This window comes from Paenibacillus salivarius (assembly GCF_051307165.1).
Classification (GTDB): Bacteria; Bacillota; Bacilli; order Paenibacillales; family Paenibacillaceae; genus Fontibacillus.
On record NZ_CP195592.1, the window covers coordinates 4,974,988 to 4,995,787 of the forward strand.

A 20,800-nucleotide genomic window follows, 5' to 3' on the forward strand; every position below is an offset into this window, starting at 1 on the left:
AAATAATTCACGTATCAAACGCAAAGGAGATAAAAACGTGTCGAATCCAGTATACGGGAAAAAAGCCACAGCGTCGAGGACGAGGGAAAATTTCCCGACGGCGTTGTGGGTGTTAGTCGTAGGATTGATTTTGTTTCTGGTATGGGCACCATTCCAGGCCGGATTGTTTAATGGTCTTGTGATGAATTTCGAGAAGCCTATCTATTGGGCGGTATTAGTAGTTTCGATATTGATGCTTGCCTGGGTGGCGGCATTCTTTAAGCGAATAAAGCTTGAAGACCAGCGGGACTGGCTGGCCGTCTGGGTACTGTTAATTCCAGTTACCTATTTACTCGGCTTGATTTCTGCGGCTAGCCAGTATTTTGCGACAAATGCCGTTTTGATTCAGTGCCTCTATGCAATCCTGTTTGTTATCGGGCTGTATCTGCTTCAAAACCGGCAAGCGAATAAGATTATTGAAACTTCTGTGATCACGGTGGCTTATATCGTTGTCATGTTCGGTCTGTTGAACTGGCTGGGCCAAGGCAAGACCGCTTCCGCCGTCGTCGGCTGGTTTACCAAAACCGTTATTAACGGACAGTATAATCAAGCCGTCTGGATTGACTCCAATGGTCCGCGTTTGGCTTCCGTGTTCCAGTATCCGAATACGTATGCGGCATTTTTGATGGCATTCCTGTTTGTAGCGATATTTGCGATTACACGTTCGACAAAATGGTACAGTCAGGCGATCCATGCTTTCATGCTTGTTCCGATGATTTTGTCGATTCTGCTGACTTTATCGCGCGGCGGGCTTGTGTTCCTGCCTGTAGTCTTCATCATCTTGTTGTTGTTTATCAAACCTGCAAAACAAATTTTATGGATTGTATACTGCCTCATTTCCGGTGTAGCGACGCTGGCCATTGCGAAGCCGGTTACCAATCTGGGACAGCAATTCCATCTCGGCCAAATCGGAGATCCCGCCAAGGGTTGGGGCTATGTGCTCGGAGCCTCCATTGTTCTCGCCTTGCTCGCGGTGTTGATCCAACGTTTTGTTGCCCCATGGCTGGAACGCCGTACCGAAGGCTGGGCGGCCAAGAAACTGGCTAACCTTTGGCTGCCGCTCGTTTCGGTAGTTGTCGTCATCATCCTGGTAGTGCTCCTGTTGGGAACGAATCTCAAGCACGTCCTGCCGGGGAACATCGGTGCGCGCCTGGAAAATATCAATATGCAGCAGCACAGTGTGCTCGAACGTCTGACATTCTACAAAGATGCCGTGAAGGTTCTCAAGGATTATCCGGTATTTGGTGCAGGCGGAGGAGCATGGGCTGCTTTTTACGAAAAGTATCAAAACAACCCTTACACCAGCCGTCAGGCACACAGTTTTATCATGCAATATCTGGTTGAAGTCGGGATTCTTGGCTTCCTTGTTCTCGTCGCTTTCCTTGGATTTATTTTTTACAAGTATATTCGCGGGTTTATCCGTTCCGATGAGGAGAAGCGCAATTCGTATTTTATCTATTTCATTATCGTACTTTCGATTCTGATCCATAGTTTGATGGATTTTAACATGAGTTACGTGTTTATCGGCCTCCTCGTATTCCTGGGTCTTGGCGGTATGGCCGCAGCGATGGAGGATCAGCCGGTCAAACGGTTCGCTATGAAGGCATCCGGCTTCCGGCTTCTATACAGCGCGGTCGCGGTGATCGGTTCTCTGGTATTGATTTTTACGGCAATCCGTTATATTCAGGCCAACAATGCAGCACTTGAGGGGCAAGAAGCCATGGCTACCAGCGGTGACTTCCAAGTCATTCAGGCTCCGTTTGTTAAGGCATTGGATAAACGCAGTACTCAACCGGATGCGATTCTGAACTATAACGTTCTGCTCAGAGCCGCATATGAACAAACTCAAAACGAAAGCTTCTATAATGAAAATCTGAAGCTATTGACGGATGCAGCCAAGAAAGATGCGTATAACAAAAATATATACAACCAGCTCATTGCACTGTATCAGCTCAAAGGAGAACGGGAAAAGGCTTACGATGTCTTGAAGGATAACGCCGACCGTTACGCGTACGACCAAAACTGGTACGAGAAGCTGATTGTTCAATCGTACGACATCGGTTACGAATCGCTTGGCAGCGGAGCAAAGGAACAGATGGAGAAGTACTTCTTCACTGGCCTGCAAGCTTACGACCATGTCGTTCGCGGTGTAGAACATTTAAAGACGCTTCCTGAGGGGCAATTGCAAGGGAACCCGTTTGCGGTGACTCAACCGATGGCGCTTCATGCTGGAAAAATGCAGTTTATGTTGAACAAGCCTGCTGAGGCTGCAGCTATTTTCAAACAAGGACTCGGCCCGGATCTAAATGATCCGACCAACCGGGAGATCGCCCGTTGGTATTTGGCAGCCTTACAGAAAGCAGGCCAAGCCGATCAGGCGGTTTATGATCAACTGATTCAAATTGATCCGAACGAAAAAGCATCGATTGATCAGCTTGCGGATTTGACATTCTAATCCTAAATAAAATCGGCTTCTCAGTCAGGAGAGGCCGATTTTTTTCTTTCGACTAACCCAAAATAGTTACAACTCCAACTTAACAGGCGTATCTGGAAAATAGGTTAACTTGTTTTCATTGGTCCGACTTAATTGTGCCCTATAGCGGCGAGCAAACAACTACAATTCCGAATCAAGAATATATCTTTTTTTCAATTTGTTTTGTTCATCGAATACATAAATGGTTTCACAATTTGGACAACGCCATACACTGTTTCTTGGGTTAGGTAAATCCTTAATTTCTGTAATTCCAGTTGTAATCTCATCCCACTCACGATCCGTATAAGCCCAAATAGTTACATCATCTGGTGCTTGACTATTTGATAGTACATATCCACATTTGCATTGAAAAGATGCCACTTTAACCTATCCCTTCATTCACTGCCGTTTGACACATCTTTCGACACTGGGTGGAATCTATTTCATCTACCAGCATTCATATCAGAGGATAAAAAAATACCACAACACGAGTGGCTAGCTTGCATTGTGGTATTGCTGGTGGTATTGTACGATCGTATTGTTAGGATTGTAAACATAAAAATTGACATTTCATTTACTCTCTTTTATCAACGCTATCTAAATTTTCGTCTGAAATATCAACAGCATGTAATTTTGAATATCGTTCACGCCAATTATCTATAGGAAATGCACCGAAACCATAGTCCAAATAGATACCCTGATCAAGTCTAAGAGTCCCCCCCCTTTCAAAATACTTAATCAATGGCTCATAAATATCTTGATATTCACCATTAATTATTTTTCCTTCCCCAACTAAAGAGACCCATTCAAGATAACGTAAACATATTGTTTTACATAATAGATTTGGTTTACCTGTTTCAGAAAAAATACTAGTGATAATATCCTCTAAATCCAGATTAGAACCCAACACTTTTGCAGGACTAAAGAAAGGTCCCGAATCAATGGAGTACCCCTCCAAAAACAGTGAGCTTCTCCTCAAATACTCGGCTATTAAAAGTTCGCTGGATTTCTTTTTTGTTTCAGAAGTACCCCAAGAAATTTTTGAGATACGTGTTATTGCCTTTTCCAAGAAATCAATCATACAGTTCACTCCATTTAAGATTATAAAACTTAGCGACATTTTCCTCATACCCTGGGAATGAGCCAAAATCGGGTTGCTTAGGTGCCAAGTCATGAGCGCCAGGTGGAACATTCGTAAATTTCGTTCCATCCCATGAGTCGGGATGTCGGTAGCTTAGGCCACCCTCCATTAGTTTTTTTTCAGCTAATTCATGTGCTGCTAGCTGTTTGAACCATTCCTTACCTTGAGGAGTTAATTCTCCAGTTTGCGCTTTAGTAAATGCATATACAACTTCTGAGTCAGGGGTGAGTCTTGATTTATAATAATAAAGCCCTTGTTGATCATAATGACACAATTCATATTCATTTAAAAACATATGGGATTTTAGATTTTTAGATTCTTCAATACTAAGGCCTGTGTTTTTAGCAAATTCCTCTATATTATCCAATCCATTTGCCCTTATCATTTCTGCCTTTTTTTCTGTCGCTACATCAATTTTCAGTTTTACTTTAACAGGAGGCTCCCCAAATCTTTTAGGAGCTTGTCCCGTCCCCCCAACCTCCCCCTCCCGCTGAAACCTAAGAAAATTCTCCTGCGCCGGGGTCCTCGGGACAACCAAATCGCCGCCGTTCTGGGTTCCTGTAACAGGCACCTTAACTCCTTCAGGTGTGGTCAGAACGGATGGGGTAGTCAACTCATCGCCCAGTTTGGACATGGCTTCGCTAATTTGCTTGGAAGCTTTTGCTGATACTTTAGCTCCGGCCTTGGCGGCCGCGGTGACGAGAGAGACGACTTGAACCGCTTTGGCCAGCGCCCGCCCGTATCGTTGACTCTCCTCGTAAGTAGCTTTACCGCTGAATACTTTACCGGAAAGTTTTTCGATTTCCTGGAAGGGAACGACAAATTCCGCGGCAGCGGCCTCACCGATAATGTTTTTGACTTCATCAAAGGTAATATCGCCGTTTGTAACCGCCTTGCCAAAATCGTAATATGCCGGGATGGTTTCTGTCCAGAATTTGATGGACGCCGGGTTGGCGCCGTTCACCAACTCCACCAAGTCCCGGGTATCGTCCCAAAGCTGGCTGACGACGCCATCGCCTACGCCTACCAGGGTAATGGAGGTTATAAGTCCTCCGGTTTTCAGATCCGGGTTGTTTTTAATCCCTAGTCCTCTTTCTGCAGCTGCCAAATCCAGCAATTCCTTTGTAATCTTTCCGTCCACTTCGAATTGGTATGCATCCAATTTAAACAGGTCCCGCCGGACCGCCGCAACGGAACTTACCGAATTTGCGATATGCTGATACCCCGCAACAGCAACCAGGAACTCCTGGTTATATGTTCCCGTGACCTCGCCCTGGTACAAATTCATATCTTTCAAATATTGCTGCATTTTCCGAATATCTTCGGTAGACGCCGATCGGTTGTATTCGTCCAGCAGTTTCTCCAATTGCTTGCGCTGCTCCGCCGCCTTACGGACGGCCGCTTCAATTTGATCGTAGCTTGATATCGCCCAAAGAAGATACGTCGGGTTGAACAATCCGACCGCGATCATGAACCTTAGCTCGCTCTCTTCAGGCATACGGGAGAAGTCCGTTTTTAGCGGATTATACTCGCAGGCGTCTAGAGGAGAGCCTTTGTAAAAAGCGGACAAGCTCAGTCCTTCCTTAAACCACTCCTCAGATACGCCTAAATCGGCCAGTATATCCCTCTGTCGGTTAGCTAAATTATGTATGTATTCCTTGTACTTATCGTTATTGTAGATGTCGTAAATCCGGTAAGCCGACTGACTTCGGGCAATACCTTCGAAAGCGCGGGCGATCTTCTCCAATTCCTCCCTTGACCACTGCTGGGCTTCAGGAGAACCGTAATCCAGCATTTGCAGCAAGGACGCTATTCGCTCATCTTCTTTCACCGATGACAAGCGGCTTTCCAGAGTGATGTCCTTGGCTTCCAACAATACGCCCTTCAAGATTTGAAGCGGGGACAGCTGAGAACCTGGATCTTCGGTGACGTTATTCCACAAGTTGTTGTTGAAACGACTCATCCAATCCGTAGCGGATGTTTTCCATTTGAAAACGGGTTCCTTTTTTGCTTGAGCGAGCGTCAAAATTTTCTGCTCCGTCTGCAAGTACTGACCTGCAGCAAAATTAAGCGCACTCACCTTGTCTCGAAGTCGGTCATCCACATGCTCCGCCAATTTCATGATTTCACCAAGCTGCATGGTCACATGCCGCACGGCTTCCCGAACAGCAGGCTCGGGATAGGATGACTCCACATTGCTGATCAAGCGGCTTAGCTCTTTGGCGAGGCCGGTCACGGAGTACTCCATCGACTGCCTGAAACGATTGAGGTTATGAGACAATTGCTCGATTTTCCCGGTGTCCGTTTTTTGCAACCAAATACCTCCCTACTTGTAAACCACACCCAATTTGAACTATTTTACATAAATATTCCATTGGTTAAAATAGGAATTTAGTACAGGTTTCCACGGACTTCCATACTAAAAAATCGGCTTCTCCATCAGGAGAGACCGATTTTATGATCTTTCAGTATATTCGCCATATAATTCAACAAGTCTTCCCGGAGTTCCGGCCTTTGCAATGCGTAGTGAATGGTTGTCTCGATGAACCCACGCTTCTCCCCGACGTCATGCCGGTGTCCCTCAAAATGGTAAGCGACGATCCGCTCCGTTTCCTTGAGTCTGGAGATGGCATCGGTGAGTTGGATTTCTCCGTTCACGCCCTCGTGCTGTTCATCAAGGATATCAAAAATCGCCGGCGTAAGAATGTATCTGCCCATGATGGCCAGATTGGACGGCGCTTTATCGGCAGGCGGTTTCTCAACTAGCTGGATAGCCTGGTATGTACGCTCCCCGATCTCATTCCCTTCCACGATCCCATAACGGGACACTTCCTCCCTCGGAACAGGTTGGACGCCTACGATAGAAGCCTTTTGAAAGTTGTACACGTCGATCATCTGCTTCAGGCACGGTACTTCGGATTCCACAATATCATCACCCAGCAAGACAGCGAATGGCTCATTGCCGATAAATTTCCGGGCACACCAAATTGCATGGCCCAGACCCTTCGGCTCTTTTTGCCGGATGTAATGGATGTCCGCCATCTCGGATGATCTGCGAACCTCGTTCAGCAGCTCCCATTTGCCTTTTTCGGATAAATTTTGTTCAAGTTCAAAAGAGCTGTCAAAATGATCCTCGATTGCACGCTTTCCTTTCCCTGTAACGATAATGATGTCCTCGATGCCGGAAGCAACGGCCTCCTCCACAATATACTGGATCGTCGGCTTGTCCACGATCGGCAGCATTTCCTTGGGCATGGCCTTCGTGGCTGGAAGAAAGCGGGTCCCTAGACCGGCGGCAGGTATAATCGCTTTACGGATTTTCATGGATAAGTTCTTCCTTTCCACGTTTTCGAGCTTCATAATGGGGTTATTATAACACAGCCTAGGCAAAAAAAGAGACAGACGAGCAATGCTTTTTAGCCGCTCATCTGTCTTCTACTCCTACCTACGATGCTACTCCGTCAATTTAACGCTTATCGAATGTCCGCCCCATACATGCAGGGAATAATCGCCCGGCGACAAATCCGCCGTTGAGATCGTGACAGGCTGCCCTATCTGAGCCTCCGTGATTTCAACCTTTTTCCCGAAGCCTTCGTCGACCTTCTTATCGAAGGTATCCTGCGATCCGGATAACATACTAGGGATCAGGTAAATAGTTGCCGCATCTTCCACGGAAAATTGGATTTCTTCTCCCGCTTTAACGGTAGCGGAATATCCGCCGCCATGGGACAAGAGCGTGATTTTAACAAATGAATCGATCGGTCCCGTTCCGTACTCCACATTGCTCTGACCGTCGGAGGTGACCACTGAGCCGGCGAGCAGGCGGAATTTAAAGTCTTTTCCTAGACGGGACTGAGCCGGACGAATGATGACCCGGTTATTTCTTACCTCTACCGTACCTAAGGAAGCTGTAAACGGCTCGAAGGTATCCGTTCCGTTCAAGGCTAGCTCGACGATTGCTTCAGTCGTTTGGCCGGGAGCCAACTGAAGGAGCCGGTTATAATCCATCGAAAAATATTCCGGATCCGTTCCGTAATGGGTCAGCACCGGGTTCTCCGTCAAGCTTTCGCTCTCATCCAGAATGACAAGCTCTTCCGCGCCATAACTTCCGCTACCGTTGTAAACGGCGATGTTGAATTCGTAGTTGCGCGGGAAACCTACATTATTTAACAAAGTGGTATCAAAATAACTCCGCTTTCCTGCTTGCACTTCGAGTTTCAGGGCCTCGCCGCTTTCTACTGCAAGCTGCAACGTCGGCAGTTGATAATAGGCGATATCCGCGCTTGCAAGATATGCCGTCCCGTTCTGGCTGCTTGTAAAGTAAACCGCTTCACCGACGGAAACGGCTTCCCTTTCCAAACTCAAACTTGGCCGCCCGGATGGATCGGACGGAACGTTACCGCCGTTGTTGCCGCTACTGCCGCCTCCGCCGGTACTGCCGGAATTGCTGCCGCCCGACCCCGAGGAGCTTCCGCCGCCCGGCGTACCACTGCTTGGCGTACCTGAGGATGCCGAAGTCGTGCTTGTTTGCTTCGCTGCTTCCTCCGCCTTCATTTCCTTGCCGCCGATCGTGATTGCGGCATCGCCCGCTACCTGCTCACCGACTTTAACCTGCGCCGGCGCCTTGTCAAAAGAGCTTCCCGCTGCATTGACCGTAGCATTTTGAATCGTGCCTAGCCCCGTAATTTTGGCGACAGCATTCAGAATAATCGACTCGATCGTCGCTTTTTCTCCGGTATCGACCGCAACCCCATTCGCATCCGGAGCGACGTTCATTTCCCCGATGGCGCCTTCCGGAATATCGATAGCGAGGCTGTAAGCCTCCACGTTTACGGTATCAAAATACCCGGCCAGACGGATTTGGGAATTGGCCGGCAATTCCTTGGAGAGAGATACCTTGCTGACATGAACGCCTTTTTCCGTCTCCAGGTTCGCTCCCGTCTGAACGACGACTTCTTGAATCGCTGTGCTTCCCTTCGCCACCAAGCGGACGCTTCCGTCCTGTTTGTTGACGATAATATTGACCAGTACGGAATTTTCGAGATGAATACTGTGTTCTCCGCCGCCATAGACGTAAGTGTTGCCATGTACCGTCACATTGGAGAGCGTCACGTCTCCTTCGCCTACGCCTTTTCCGATGATGAGGTCACCGGCAATATCCATGTTGCGCAGCGTGACGCCAGCGGCATTGACGATGACGTTCCCTGGCTGCTTGTCAAGCTGTTCCGCGATTTCCGGACCGTATACTCCAGCTTCACCGTACCAGGAACCGTTAACCTGTGCAGCCCGATCCAACAGCGTGACCGCTTCGGCGCGGGTCAGCGCCGTATCCGGACGGAAAGTGTGGTCCTCATATCCTTTGATGATCCCTTGATTCACGGCCGCATACACGCTTTGCTTGCTCCAACCTCCAAGCGCTGCTTCGTCTTTGAACGCTTCAGCTGCTTGATCCTCGACTTGGAGCTTCAACAGCTTGGTGAGCGTAACGGCAGCCTGCTCCCGGGTTAAAGGAGCGCCCGGTTTGAAGGAGCCGTCCTCGAACCCCTGGATATAGCCGGATGCTTGTGCGGCCAGCACATCATCCGCAAACCAATCGCCGCTTTTTACATCGGAGAATGCAGCGTCCCCCTGCTTCTGGAGCTGAAACGTCCGGTTAACCAACGCAACCCATTCGCTCCGGGTCAATTCACGGTTCGGTTCAAACTTGCCGTTACCCGATCCTTGAACAATCCCCCGGGCCTGCCACTTGGCTACAGCGTCATCCGCCCAATGTCCCGGCATATCGGTAAAGGCCGCGATTCCATTGTTCGCGGGACTTTGCGGTTCCGCCGCCGCATATGTACTGCCGATCCCTGCCCCGGACCATAGCGCTCCTCCCAATACCAGGGAAGATAGCATCAAATTCATCCACTTCTTCTTCATCTCTTGTCCCCTCTCCCGTCTCTCAGAGGCCTTTGGTCCCTCAGGCCGCCTCTCCGCCAGTTTTATAGTCTTGTTGCACTAGGACAAATTTCGCTATAATTCTACATTATTTTTACATTTTTGAAAAAACAGTTCTTTCCTGATTTGATAGGGGAAAAGCAATTTTTGTCATGGTAAATTGTGGGGGGTGGTCGCTCGAGGATAAAAAAAGCCGCCCCTCGCAGTCCATGCCTGCAAGAAGCGGTCTATCGGAAATAGGCAAACCTTATGTTTCGTCGTCTGACCGTAGTTGGATCAATGCACCCAGAATTTAAACCGCGACAGTAGTGGCTGAGGCGCTTCCTCGCAGCGGTTCCGGCTACCGGGTTCCGGAGTATGGAGATGGCGTTCGGTTCCGTATTCGATTTTCCGGTACTCCTGATCGCCGCCGATCTCCAGCCGTCCATGAACTTTGGTGACCACCGTTTGCATTTCGAGGAATCCTTCAAACATCACTTTCACCCTCCTGGATAATGGACTTTTCCGCATGAAGCATCAACTTTGTTTACGCTTTCATTATACCATATCAAGGAAAGTTTACTGAGTGATAAATATGGTTTATCACATCTTTTTTAAACCTTTTCACAAATTATCCATAGCTAAAATACGCCTTAACGGCGCAGGTTACAAGCGTGTACTCGCAATGCAAACAGATGTCCTTCCAGGAGTAACAATAAAACATGGCGCGCGTTCAACCCAAAAAAAGAGCCTGGAGCATAGCTCCAGGCCCATTTGTACTATTTCACCAATTGTCCGCGCGTTACGCCAAGTTGGTTCGTCGCTTTCAGCGTTCTCCACACCTGGGTTCCGCTAATCTCTCCGCGAATGGCCCGGTTATACAGGTCGATGACCTGATGTACCTGCTCCGGAGTTTCCTCCAGGAATTCGACCCGGTAGTTCGCGACGCCGAGCTCCATAAAGTTGCTCAAGTACTCCGCGCCCGATTGCTCGATCGCGTTATATACCGTGTTGCGGCATCCCTCGTCGACACGGACGGGATGGCTCATGCCGACGCGGTCCTGAAGTGAGGCGCGGTGCTCCTCGCAGGGACGGCCGCAGTTGGTGTAATCCGTGCCTTCGCTCAGGAAGGTGCAGTACACGCAGTGTTCCGTATGGAACATCGGCAGATGCTGGTGAATGACGACTTCCAGCTTGTCCGACTGCGTTTTGCCGAGCAGGTCGACCATCTGTTGGACGTTCAGGTCGTAGGACGGCGTCACGAGATCGCAGCCCGCCTCGAGGAACAGCTCCACGGTCTTGTGATTGGCGATGTTCAGCGAGAAATCGCCGATCAGCCGCGGATGCGCGGCGGCCGGGTTCATTTGCCGGTGGCGCAGGTAGTAATACAGCGCACCGGTATTGCGCACCAACACCGCGTCGGGTTCCAGACGCAGAATGTTGTTATGGTAGCCGTTCTCGCCCGGCATATGGATGCGCGGCGTCGCCAGCGCGATTTGCTTGCCGGCCGCCCGAACGGCTTCCACTGCTGCCGGGAATTGCTTGATGAACTCGAAGTCGGCGTAGATCATCTCCACGCCGGCTTCGAGCGCAGCCTGCACCTGCGGCAGGCTGCGGCACAGCGCGGTGAGCTTCGCCTCACCGCGAGCCACCGGCGCCCCGCCCCGCCGTATCGCGGGGGCGGTGGCGCCCAAGGCCGCCCGTGGCGCACGCGTCCACACGGGCGGCTTCGGCCGTTCGCCGGCGAGCAGCTCCACCGCGCGCCGGCGCAACCCGTTCAGCTCTCGCATAGGCAGGATCACGTCGCCTTCCAGCGACGTTTCCAGCTGCTCGAGCTGATACACCGTGCCGCCGAGACGGCCAAGCTGCTCTTCGAGCAGGGCGCCGTCCATCGGCCGCTTCAGCGCGGTCTCGAGCGGAAGCTCCGAGTCCACGCGCACGGTCGTTCCCTTCTGGACATCCGTCCAGAAGGTTACCAGCGGCTCGCCGGCGCGGCCGACCGCCCGTACATGTACCGGGAATACCCGGTACGGCTTGTCGGTCTCGAACGTCTGGCGCAGCCGCTTGTCCAGGGCCTGGTCGCTCGTCTTCCAGATCTTGTCCCCGACATGTACCCGGCGCAAATCCACATCATTGCGACCCGGCACGATGTCGACGATCCACGTCTCGTCGGCCTCGCCCTCCAGCTTCACGCCCTTGCGCCGCAAATCGTAAACGCGTCCGCCTTCTTCTTTTTTCGTCGGATCGCCCGCATCAAAAACAATCCCGTCCCCGCGCTTCAGCGGCGCTTCCAGCTTGCACACCACGCCGTCGCGCAGGATTTTCTCGACCCGGCCGAGATAAACGCCACGGCTTTTCGGAAACGTGCCGTCGACCAGCTTTTTATTGTTCGTGCCTTCCAGGAAGCCGTGCGTAAAGCCGCGCGAAAAACTCTGTTGCAGCTCGCGGATTTCCTCCTTGGACGCCCGGGTGTCATCCCCGTCAAAATACCGGTCGATCGCCTTCCGGTACTTGCTCACCACATTGGCCACATACTCAGGGCTCTTCAATCGGCCTTCAATCTTAAACGATGTAACCCCCGCCTCAATCAGCTCAGGCATAATGTCGATGGCGGCAAGATCCTTCGGCGACAGCAAATACGTTACATCCCCCATAGGCTTGTGTTCCCCATCAACCATCAAATCGTAAGGCAAACGGCAAGCCTGCGCGCATTCCCCGCGGTTGGCCGATCGGCCGCCCCACATCTCCGAAGTCAGGCACTGGCCGGAATAGGAAACGCATAGCGCGCCATGCACGAAAACCTCCATCGGCAATCTTGCCTGCTCTCCGATTTTTTGAATTTGCTTTAAATTATTTTCGCGGCCGAGCACGACCCGTTCCATATTCCAAGGCTTCGTAAATTCCACCGCCTCTGGCGACGTGATCGTCATTTGCGTCGACCCGTGGATCGGAAAATCCGGCGACAGCTCGCGAATCAGCTTGACCAGGCCCAAATCCTGCACAATCACCGCGTCCACCCCGGCATCGATGCACGCTTCGATCAACTCCTGCGCTTCCGCAATCTCGTTTTCAAACACCAAAATATTGAACGTGAGAAATCCCTTTACCCCATAGCTATGCAAAAACGCCATAATTTCAGGCAGCTCGTCCATCCGGAAATTGTTCGCCCGCGCCCGGGCATTAAACTTCTCCACGCCAAAAAACACCGCATCCGCGCCGTTCGCCACCGCAGCCCGCATGCAATCCCAATCCCCGGCCGGGGCCAGCAGCTCCACATCTTGTCTCGTTAACGTTGTTGTTGCGTTACTCATCTATATCCTCCCAAATGCCCGCTTTGACCGCGAAACATTGCAATGTATTCTTTGATCTGCAATAACCTATCTATTTTAGCAGACATCGCCCCAACACTCTAGCAATTCAGCCTCGGTAACCTTATCCATACACGCAAAAAGACACCCCATCCCTCCATCCGGAACAAAGTGCCTTTCATTCATCATCTTGTTCGTTTCATCCAATCAGCTGAACCAGGCGCCGATCATAGCCGCATCGGAAGCCAGGAATATGAGCAAACTGAACAGTCCGAAACCGATCGCAAAGTAATTCTTCTTGGGCTCCTTCACCAATCTTATTACCCCAATGAGAATGATGATCGTAAACAAAATCATAAAAATATCAAACCCGTTAAAGGTCGACGTCACTTCCCCCGCCGCAGCGAGCAACATGGCAAGCCCTCCTCCATAAGTACACGAAATTTCCATCTTCCTATATGTTATCTTCTCATTAAAGCGGATGCAAGAGAAAAAAACAAAATATTGTTGATTTTTTCCTCGTTTTCGTTAAAAAAATCATATACCGATATAACACTGCATTTTCATATTCCACTTAGTCCTCTAAGGATAAACAATCCGATAAAATGTCCGCCGAAAAGTGGACAAAATGAAATGAGGTCATTTCAGTTCCTTTTCTTAAACATCCGCCAATATATTGGAACTAACCATGCATATTTCACAACATATTGTGTATCTTCGTCCCATGTGCAGGATATCTCTTTTCCAAAAACCTGTCCACTCTTTAAAAGACAAAACAAGGAACAGTCCTCCTCAAGAGGACTCTTTATTATTGAGATTATTCCCCTATCTTAAAAATATATACGGAAGGTCCCTTTGTCCCACAACAGCTCCATGGTTGCTACGATTTGCAAAAAGCTTACTCTGTTTTTTTCAAGCGGATTTATCAAACCTACCCGTCCACTGATTGCGGACAATAAAGAAAATTGTCCACCTTAAGGTGGACAACAGGATGTTATTGTTCGCTTACCGAATTCATCTATATATCGTAAAATCACAAGCCATTAAGCACAAGATCTGGCATTAAACTTGATTTCCCTCGAATTCCTCAGGGTCTCAACCGTGTCCACTTTTCAGTGGACATTCCTCAAAAACGTCCACTCCCTGAGGAGTCAATCACGAGCGGATGGGTTACGCCTTCGCCCTAAGCGCTTCGGTGCGTTTGGTATCGCGCTCCAGGATCGGAGCGAGGTATCGGCCGGTATATGACTCCTCGACCTTCACGATATCCTCCGGCGTGCCGGTAGCGATGATGGTGCCGCCGCCGCTTCCGCCTTCCGGGCCGAGGTCGATCAGATAGTCCGCTGTTTTGATCACGTCCAGGTTATGCTCGATGACGAGCACGGTTTCCCCGGAATCGACCAGCCGGTGCAAGACGTTCAGCAGGCGGTCGATATCGTCCACATGGAGGCCGGTTGTCGGCTCGTCCAAAATGTAAATCGTCTTGCCGGTACTGCGGCGGTACAGCTCGGAGGCCAGCTTCACGCGCTGGGCTTCACCGCCCGACAGCGTGGTTGCCGGCTGCCCCAGCGTGACATAACCGAGACCCACATCAAGCAGCGTTTGCAGCTTGCGATGGATACGCGGAAGGTTCTCGAAGAACTTCGTTGCGTCTTCAACGGTCATCTCAAGCACATCGGCGATGCTCTTGCCTTTATATTTTACGTCCAGCGTTTCGCGGTTATAGCGTTTACCCTTACATACCTCGCACGGCACGTACACGTCCGGCAAGAAGTGCATTTCGATCTTGATGATGCCGTCGCCTTTGCAGGCCTCACAGCGTCCGCCCTTGATGTTGAAGCTGAAGCGCCCTTTCTTGTATCCCCGGACCTTCGCCTCATTCGTTTGCGAGTACAAGTCGCGGATATCATCGAACACCCCGGTATAAGTCGCAGGATTGGAGCGCGGCGTGCGGCCGATCGGAGATTGGTCGATATCGACGACCTTATCGATTTGCTCCAGACCCTTCATTTCCTTGTATTGTCCCGGACGAACCCGGGCACGGTTCAAATCCCGCGCCAGCGTCTTGTACAGAATTTCGTTGACCAACGACGACTTCCCTGAGCCCGATACGCCCGTCACCGCCGTGAATACGCCAAGCGGGAACTTCACGTTGACGTTTTTGAGGTTATTCTCCTTGGCACCCTTCACCTCGATCCACCGTCCGTCCGGTTTGCGGCGTTCCAGGGGCACTTCGATAAATTTCCGGCCGCTTAAATATTGACCGGTCAGCGAGTTCGGATCGTCCATTACTTCCTGCGGCGTCCCTTGCGAAACGACCTGTCCGCCGTGAATGCCCGCGCCCGGCCCGATATCGATAATATAATCGGCAGCCATCATCGTATCCTCGTCGTGCTCTACCACGATCAGCGTGTTGCCCAAATCGCGCATATGCGCCAGGGTGGAAATGAGTCGGTCATTGTCCCGCTGATGGAGACCGATACTTGGCTCGTCGAGAATATAGAGCACGCCCATCAGACTCGAGCCGATTTGGGTCGCCAGCCGGATGCGCTGCGCTTCCCCGCCGGACAGGGTGCCCGCCGCGCGGCTCAGCGTCAAATATTCCAAACCGACATTCACAAGGAAGCCGAGCCGGCTGTTGATTTCTTTCAAAATCATGTGAGCGATCGCCGTTTCTTTTTCGGACAGCTCCAGGCCTTCAAAGAACTTCATCGCTTCCCCGATCGACAAGCTGGTCACGTATGCCATATTCTGTCCGTTCACCGTAACCGCAAGAATCTCCTTCTTCAACCGATGGCCATGGCATGTTCCGCACGGCTTGGAGCCCATAAATCCCTCGATGAATTCCCGGATGCCTTCCGAGCTGGTTTCCCGGTAACGGCGCTCCAGGTTGGGGATGATCCCCTCAAAGGTGACATGGGCATCCCTGCTCACGCCGAAATCGTTCTCGTACCGGAACCGTACCTTGGTCGTGCCCGTGCCGTAAAGCAGCTTGTCCATATGATCCTTGCTCAAGTCCGAAACGGGAACATCCTGCGGAATGTCGAAATGCTCGCACACCGACCGCAAAAATTGCGGATAATAGTTGGAGGTGCCTCCTGCCCATGCTTCAAACGCGCCTTGTTCAATGCTTTTGGAACGGTCGGGAATGAGCAGATCCGGGTCGATGATCATTTTCACGCCGAGACCGTCGCATTCCGGACATGCCCCGAACGGGCTATTGAAAGAGAACATCCGCGGCGACAGTTCCTCGATGCTAAATCCGCAGATCGGGCACGCATAGTTCGAGCTGAAGCGCAGCTCCTCTTGTCCGATAATGTCGACAAGCAGCTGCCCGCCGGACATCTTCAATGCGGTCTCGATCGAATCCGCCAGCCGGCTCCGTACATCCTCCTTGATGACGATCCGGTCGACGACGACCTCGATCGAATGCTTCTTGTTTTTTTCCAGTTCGATGTTTTCCGAAAGATCCCGCATTTCTCCGTCCACGCGAACCCGGACAAAGCCCTGCTTGGAAATTTCGCTGAACAAACTCTTATGCTCGCCCTTCTTGCCGGAGATGACCGGGGCCAAAATTTGAAGCCTCGTCTTCTCGGGATATTGCATGATCCGGTCCACCATCTGTTCGACCGATTGCGAAGTGATCTCGATGCCGTGCTCCGGGCAATGCGGATGGCCCACCCGCGCAAACAGCAACCGCAAATAATCGTAAATCTCCGTAACGGTACCGACCGTGGACCGCGGGTTACGGCTTGTCGTCTTCTGGTCGATGGAAATCGCCGGGGACAAACCCTCAATCGAATCCACGTCCGGCTTCTCCATTTGGCCCAGGAACTGGCGGGCATACGCCGACAAAGACTCGACGTAACGGCGCTGCCCTTCCGCGTAAATGGTATCGAAGGCCAGCGAGGATTTCCCCGATCCGCTAAGTCCGGTCAATACGACGAATCGGTCGCGCGGAATCGTAATATTAATATTTTTCAAATTGTGCGCTCTGGCACCTTTGATCACGATATTTTCAATAGCCAAAAGGTTTCATCTCCCGTTTCTCTAATTGCGCTATTCCGCGCGCAGCTCCAAGATCGCGTCACGCAGCTCCGCGGCCCGTTCGAATTGCAGGTTCTTCGCGGCATCCTTCATTTCGGCCTCCAGACGCTTGATCATCGCCTCACGGTCGCGTTTGGACATCTTGCCTTTGGCCGCATCGGTCAAATAATCCGCCTTGCTCTCGGCGACGCGGGTCGCTTCGATGACGTCGCGAACCTTCTTGCGGATCGTCTGCGGCGTGATGCCATGCTTTTCGTTATAAGCGATCTGGATGCTCCGGCGGCGTTCGGTTTCCTTGATTGCTTTATCCATCGAATCCGTAATACGGTCGCCGTACATCAGCACGCGTCCTTCGGAGTTCCGCGCCGCCCGGCCGATCGTCTGTATCAGCGAGCGTTCGGAGCGCAGGAAGCCTTCCTTGTCCGCATCCAAAATCGCCACCAGCGACACTTCCGGCAAGTCCAAGCCTTCGCGCAGCAGGTTAATCCCGATCAGGACGTGGAAGGTGCCGAGCCGCAGGTCGCGCAGAATGCTCATCCGCTCCAGCGTCTTGATGTCGGAGTGCAGGTAACGCACTTTGATGCCGATTTCCTTCAGGTAGTCGGTCAAGTCTTCGGCCATCTTCTTCGTCAAGGTAGTAACCAAGACGCGTTCATCCTTGGCGATCCGGTCCTGAATCTCGACGATCAGGTCATCGATCTGGCCTTTCGTCGGGCGCACTTCGATGATCGGATCCAGCAGCCCGGTCGGCCGGATAATCTGTTGCACCATCGTTTCGCAATGCTCAAGCTCATAAGGCCCCGGGGTCGCGGAGACGAAAATCATCTGTCCCGCTTTTTCCTCGAACTCCTCGAAGCGGAGCGGCCGGTTGTCCAGCGCCGACGGCAGGCGGAAGCCATGGTCGACGAGCACGTTTTTGCGCGCCTGGTCCCCGTTGTACATCGCGCGGATTTGCGGGAGCGTCACATGGGATTCGTCAATCACGATCAAGAAGTCGTCGGGAAAATAGTCCAGCAGCGTGTACGGCGTTGCCCCGCGTTCCCGGAACGTCAGCGGACCCGAGTAGTTCTCGATCCCCGAACAGAAGCCGACTTCCTTCATCATTTCGATGTCGTAACGGGTACGTTGTTCAAGCCGCTGCGCCTCCAGCAGCTTGCCTTCGGAACGGAACTGCTCCAGCCGCTCTTCCAGCTCGCGTTCGATATTTTGCAAAGCAACCCGCATCGTCTCTTCCTGCGTCACAAAGTGGGATGCCGGGAAAATCGCCACATGTTCGCGCTCCCCGATGAGTTCGCCGGTCAGTACGTCGATTTCGGTAATCCGTTCGATTTCGTCGCCGAAAAACTCGACCCGTACCGCCTGTTCCCCTTGGGATGCCGGAAAAATCTCCAGCACATCGCCGCGAACGCGGAACGTCCCGCGCACGAAGTTGATGTCGTTCCGCTGGTACTGGATATCCACCAATCGACTCAAAATCTGGTTCCGCGGCTTCTCCATCCCGACCCGCAGCGACAAAACGAGGTCGCGGTATTCCATCGGCGAACCGAGACCATAGATGCACGACACGCTCGCCACGATGATGACGTCGCGCCGCTCGAACAGCGAACTGGTCGCGGAGTGTCTCAATTTATCGATTTCTTCGTTGATGCTGGAGTCTTTTTCGATATAAGTGTCGGAGGATGGGATGTAGGCTTCCGGTTGGTAGTAGTCATAGTAGCTGACGAAGTAGTCTACGGAGTTGTTCGGAAAAAATTCCTTGAATTCACTGGCCAATTGAGCAGCCAGCGTCTTGTTATGGGCGATCACCAGCGTCGGTCTTCCAAGCTTGGCGATGGTATGGGCGATCGTGAACGTCTTCCCCGTGCCGGTTGCGCCGAGAAGCGTCTGGTACTTCTCGCCGTTCTTGACGCCTTCCACCAATTCTTCTATAGCGGCTGGCTGGTCTCCTTGCGGCGAAAATTCGGAAACGAGCTCGAATTTATTATTACTAAAGACAATATCAGTCATTGTCCAACATCACCCTTATCGTCTAAAATGGAAACAGCGCATTGCTTTTGTCTCTATATGTCATTTTATGAAACGTCTAACGACGACTTGCACTCCTCGAATAGGAATAGGTGTTCCCATAGATTATACCTTTTTTATATATAGGATGCAAACCATACCTACAAGATTTGGAACGGGAGTTGTGAAGCAGAAAATGGATATCACTACTATTATAGGCATAATTATCGGACTAGCCGCACTGATAGGTGGTTTTTTATGGGAAGGGGGACAGGTCGGCGGTTTGATGCAGGCGGCCGCAGCCTTGATCGTGTTCGGCGGAACGATCGCCGCGGTCATGATCAGCTTCCCGCTCGCCAAATTGAAAACCGTACCGAAGGCGCTGGCCTTGGCCTTTACTTCGGGAAAGCAGCAATCTGACGAACTGATCGAAGAGATTTCGGATATGGCGATGACCGCCCGGCGTAAAGGAGTTTTGGCCCTGGAGGAAAAAGCGGCGGCTCATACGGATCCCTTTTTGCGCGAAGGCATCCAACTGATCGTCGACGGTACGGAGCAAAGCATGGTCAAACAAATCATGGACCTTGAAATCGACGCGGTACACCATAAATATGAGAACTACGCGAAAATATTCGAATCCGCAGGCGGCTATGCGCCGACGATGGGGATTATCGGGACGGTCATGGGCTTGATTCACGTGTTGGGAAGCCTGACCGAACCGACAGCGCTCGGGCCGTCGATCGCCCTGGCTTTTACCGCCACTCTTTATGGCGTAGCCAGCGCCAACTTGATTTTCCTGCCTATCGCCTCCAAGCTGCGCGCGCGGGGAGAAGACGAAACCGGCCGCATGGAAATGATGCTCGAAGGCATTCTCTCCTTGCAAAACGGCGATCACCCCATGCTGGTCCGCCGCAAGCTGGAGTCGTTCACGGCCGATGTCCGGCGGGATCTGCCGCAGCCATCCGGGGAGTCTGAGACCCTATGAGCCGGAGAGACAAGCCGGAACGGGGGAAACGCCACCGCCACGACACGAAAGACCGGTGGTTAATCACCTATGCCGATTTAATTACGCTGTTGTTGATCTTTTTCGTGGTAATGTACGCCATGAGCCGTCTGGATGTGGAAAAATACGAAATCGTTACGCAATCCCTCCAGCATACGTTTAAAAGCGGAGACTCCGTGCTGGAGCAGGGCGCCGGGATTCTCGGGGGAGACAAGAACGACACCAAAAACGCCGGTCAGGGAGGCGCGACGGACAACGGTACGAAAACCGGTGGAGCAAACGGACAAGGACAAGAAGGTTCTTCCGATCTCGGCCAAAAACCTTTGACCGAGCGGGAGCTTGCGTTCCGCAAACAGGAAGAAGAGCTGCAAAACCTGATGAGCCGGATCGAGGCCTATATCAAGGAAAATCAGCTTGAGGACCAGATCAATGTGGCCGATTTGCCCAAAGGCATCTCGATTACGCTCAGCGACCGCTTTATGTTCGATACCGGCAGGGCGGACTTGAAGCAGGATGCCGCCAAAACGCTGTCCAAGCTGGCCAGCCTGTTCAGCGATTTGAACACCGTCGTCAGCATCGAGGGGCATACGGATAATATGCCGATCGGCCGCGGCTCCGCGTTCAAGGACAATTGGGAGCTGTCGGGGGCCCGCGCATTGTCGGTGTTGAGATATTTTATCGACAAGGAAAAACTCGATCCCGAGGGCTTCCAGTACGCCGGTTACGCGGATACCCGTCCGGCTGCCGATAACTCGACCGCGGCCGGACGGCAAAAAAACCGCCGCGTCGAAATCACCGTGTTGCGCCAGCTTCAGCAGTAATATAAGGATGAATGGGGAATCGGATGCATTGGGTCCAGGTTCCCC

At 51.6% G+C, this 20,800-nt stretch carries 13 protein-coding genes; 3 read left to right on the top strand and 10 right to left on the bottom strand.

The features are described 5' to 3' along the window. Positions 1–37: 37 nt before the first annotated feature. On the top strand, positions 38–2,494 hold the full coding sequence (locus tag ACSFXJ_RS23195; RefSeq protein WP_435922669.1) for an O-antigen ligase family protein: 2,457 nt from the start codon (positions 38–40) through the stop codon (positions 2,492–2,494). Between the two features lie 159 nt (positions 2,495–2,653). Here the strand turns inward: ACSFXJ_RS23195 and ACSFXJ_RS23200 are convergent, their stop codons facing one another. The 10 genes from ACSFXJ_RS23200 to uvrB form a co-directional block, all read right to left on the bottom strand. Beyond that, on the bottom strand, positions 2,654–2,893 hold the full coding sequence (locus ACSFXJ_RS23200; protein ID WP_435922670.1) for a hypothetical protein: 240 nt from the start codon (positions 2,891–2,893) through the stop codon (positions 2,654–2,656). 193 nt (positions 2,894–3,086) lie between these two features. Next, complete coding sequence (locus ACSFXJ_RS23205; RefSeq protein WP_435922671.1) at positions 3,087–3,593, bottom strand: hypothetical protein; 507 nt, start codon at positions 3,591–3,593, stop codon at positions 3,087–3,089. Continuing rightward, positions 3,586–5,967 (bottom strand): hypothetical protein, encoded by a 2,382-nt coding sequence (locus ACSFXJ_RS23210; protein WP_435922672.1) that lies wholly within the window; start codon positions 5,965–5,967, stop codon positions 3,586–3,588. Before ACSFXJ_RS23210 ends, ACSFXJ_RS23205 begins: the two co-directional genes overlap by 8 nt. Positions 5,968–6,092: 125 nt before the next feature. Continuing rightward, positions 6,093–6,977 (bottom strand): UTP--glucose-1-phosphate uridylyltransferase GalU, encoded by an 885-nt coding sequence (galU, locus tag ACSFXJ_RS23215; protein WP_435922673.1) that lies wholly within the window; start codon positions 6,975–6,977, stop codon positions 6,093–6,095. 129 nt (positions 6,978–7,106) lie between these two features. Beyond that, a complete protein-coding gene (locus ACSFXJ_RS23220; RefSeq protein WP_435922674.1) occupies positions 7,107–9,575 on the bottom strand; it encodes an S-layer homology domain-containing protein in 2,469 nt (822 codons plus the stop codon). 294 nt (positions 9,576–9,869) lie between these two features. Continuing rightward, complete coding sequence (locus ACSFXJ_RS23225) at positions 9,870–10,067, bottom strand: hypothetical protein (RefSeq protein ID WP_435922675.1); 198 nt, start codon at positions 10,065–10,067, stop codon at positions 9,870–9,872. A 284-nt stretch (positions 10,068–10,351) separates the two neighbouring features. Continuing rightward, positions 10,352–12,883, bottom strand: a complete 2,532-nt coding sequence (locus ACSFXJ_RS23230; RefSeq protein WP_435922676.1) for a DUF3656 domain-containing U32 family peptidase — start codon at positions 12,881–12,883, stop codon at positions 10,352–10,354. Positions 12,884–13,087: 204 nt separating this feature from the next. Then, the gene (locus tag ACSFXJ_RS23235) at positions 13,088–13,294 is read right to left on the bottom strand and encodes a hypothetical protein (RefSeq protein WP_435922677.1); all 207 of its coding nucleotides are present in this window, start codon (positions 13,292–13,294) and stop codon (positions 13,088–13,090) included. 756 nt (positions 13,295–14,050) lie between these two features. Next, positions 14,051–16,909 carry an excinuclease ABC subunit UvrA gene (gene uvrA / locus ACSFXJ_RS23240; protein ID WP_435922678.1) on the bottom strand — a complete coding sequence of 953 codons (2,859 nt, stop codon included), beginning with the start codon at positions 16,907–16,909 and terminating at the stop codon, positions 14,051–14,053. Positions 16,910–16,939: 30 nt separating this feature from the next. Beyond that, on the bottom strand, positions 16,940–18,934 hold the full coding sequence (gene uvrB, locus ACSFXJ_RS23245) for an excinuclease ABC subunit UvrB (protein WP_435922679.1): 1,995 nt from the start codon (positions 18,932–18,934) through the stop codon (positions 16,940–16,942). 193 nt (positions 18,935–19,127) lie between these two features. Between uvrB and ACSFXJ_RS23250 the strand changes: the two genes are divergently transcribed. Both ACSFXJ_RS23250 and ACSFXJ_RS23255 read left to right on the top strand, forming a co-directional pair. After that, positions 19,128–19,916, top strand: coding sequence for a flagellar motor protein (locus ACSFXJ_RS23250; protein ID WP_435922680.1), 789 nt, complete (start codon positions 19,128–19,130; stop codon positions 19,914–19,916). After that, positions 19,913–20,755 (top strand): flagellar motor protein MotB, encoded by an 843-nt coding sequence (locus ACSFXJ_RS23255; RefSeq protein WP_435922681.1) that lies wholly within the window; start codon positions 19,913–19,915, stop codon positions 20,753–20,755. Before ACSFXJ_RS23250 ends, ACSFXJ_RS23255 begins: the two co-directional genes overlap by 4 nt. Positions 20,756–20,800: the final 45 nt, after the last annotated feature.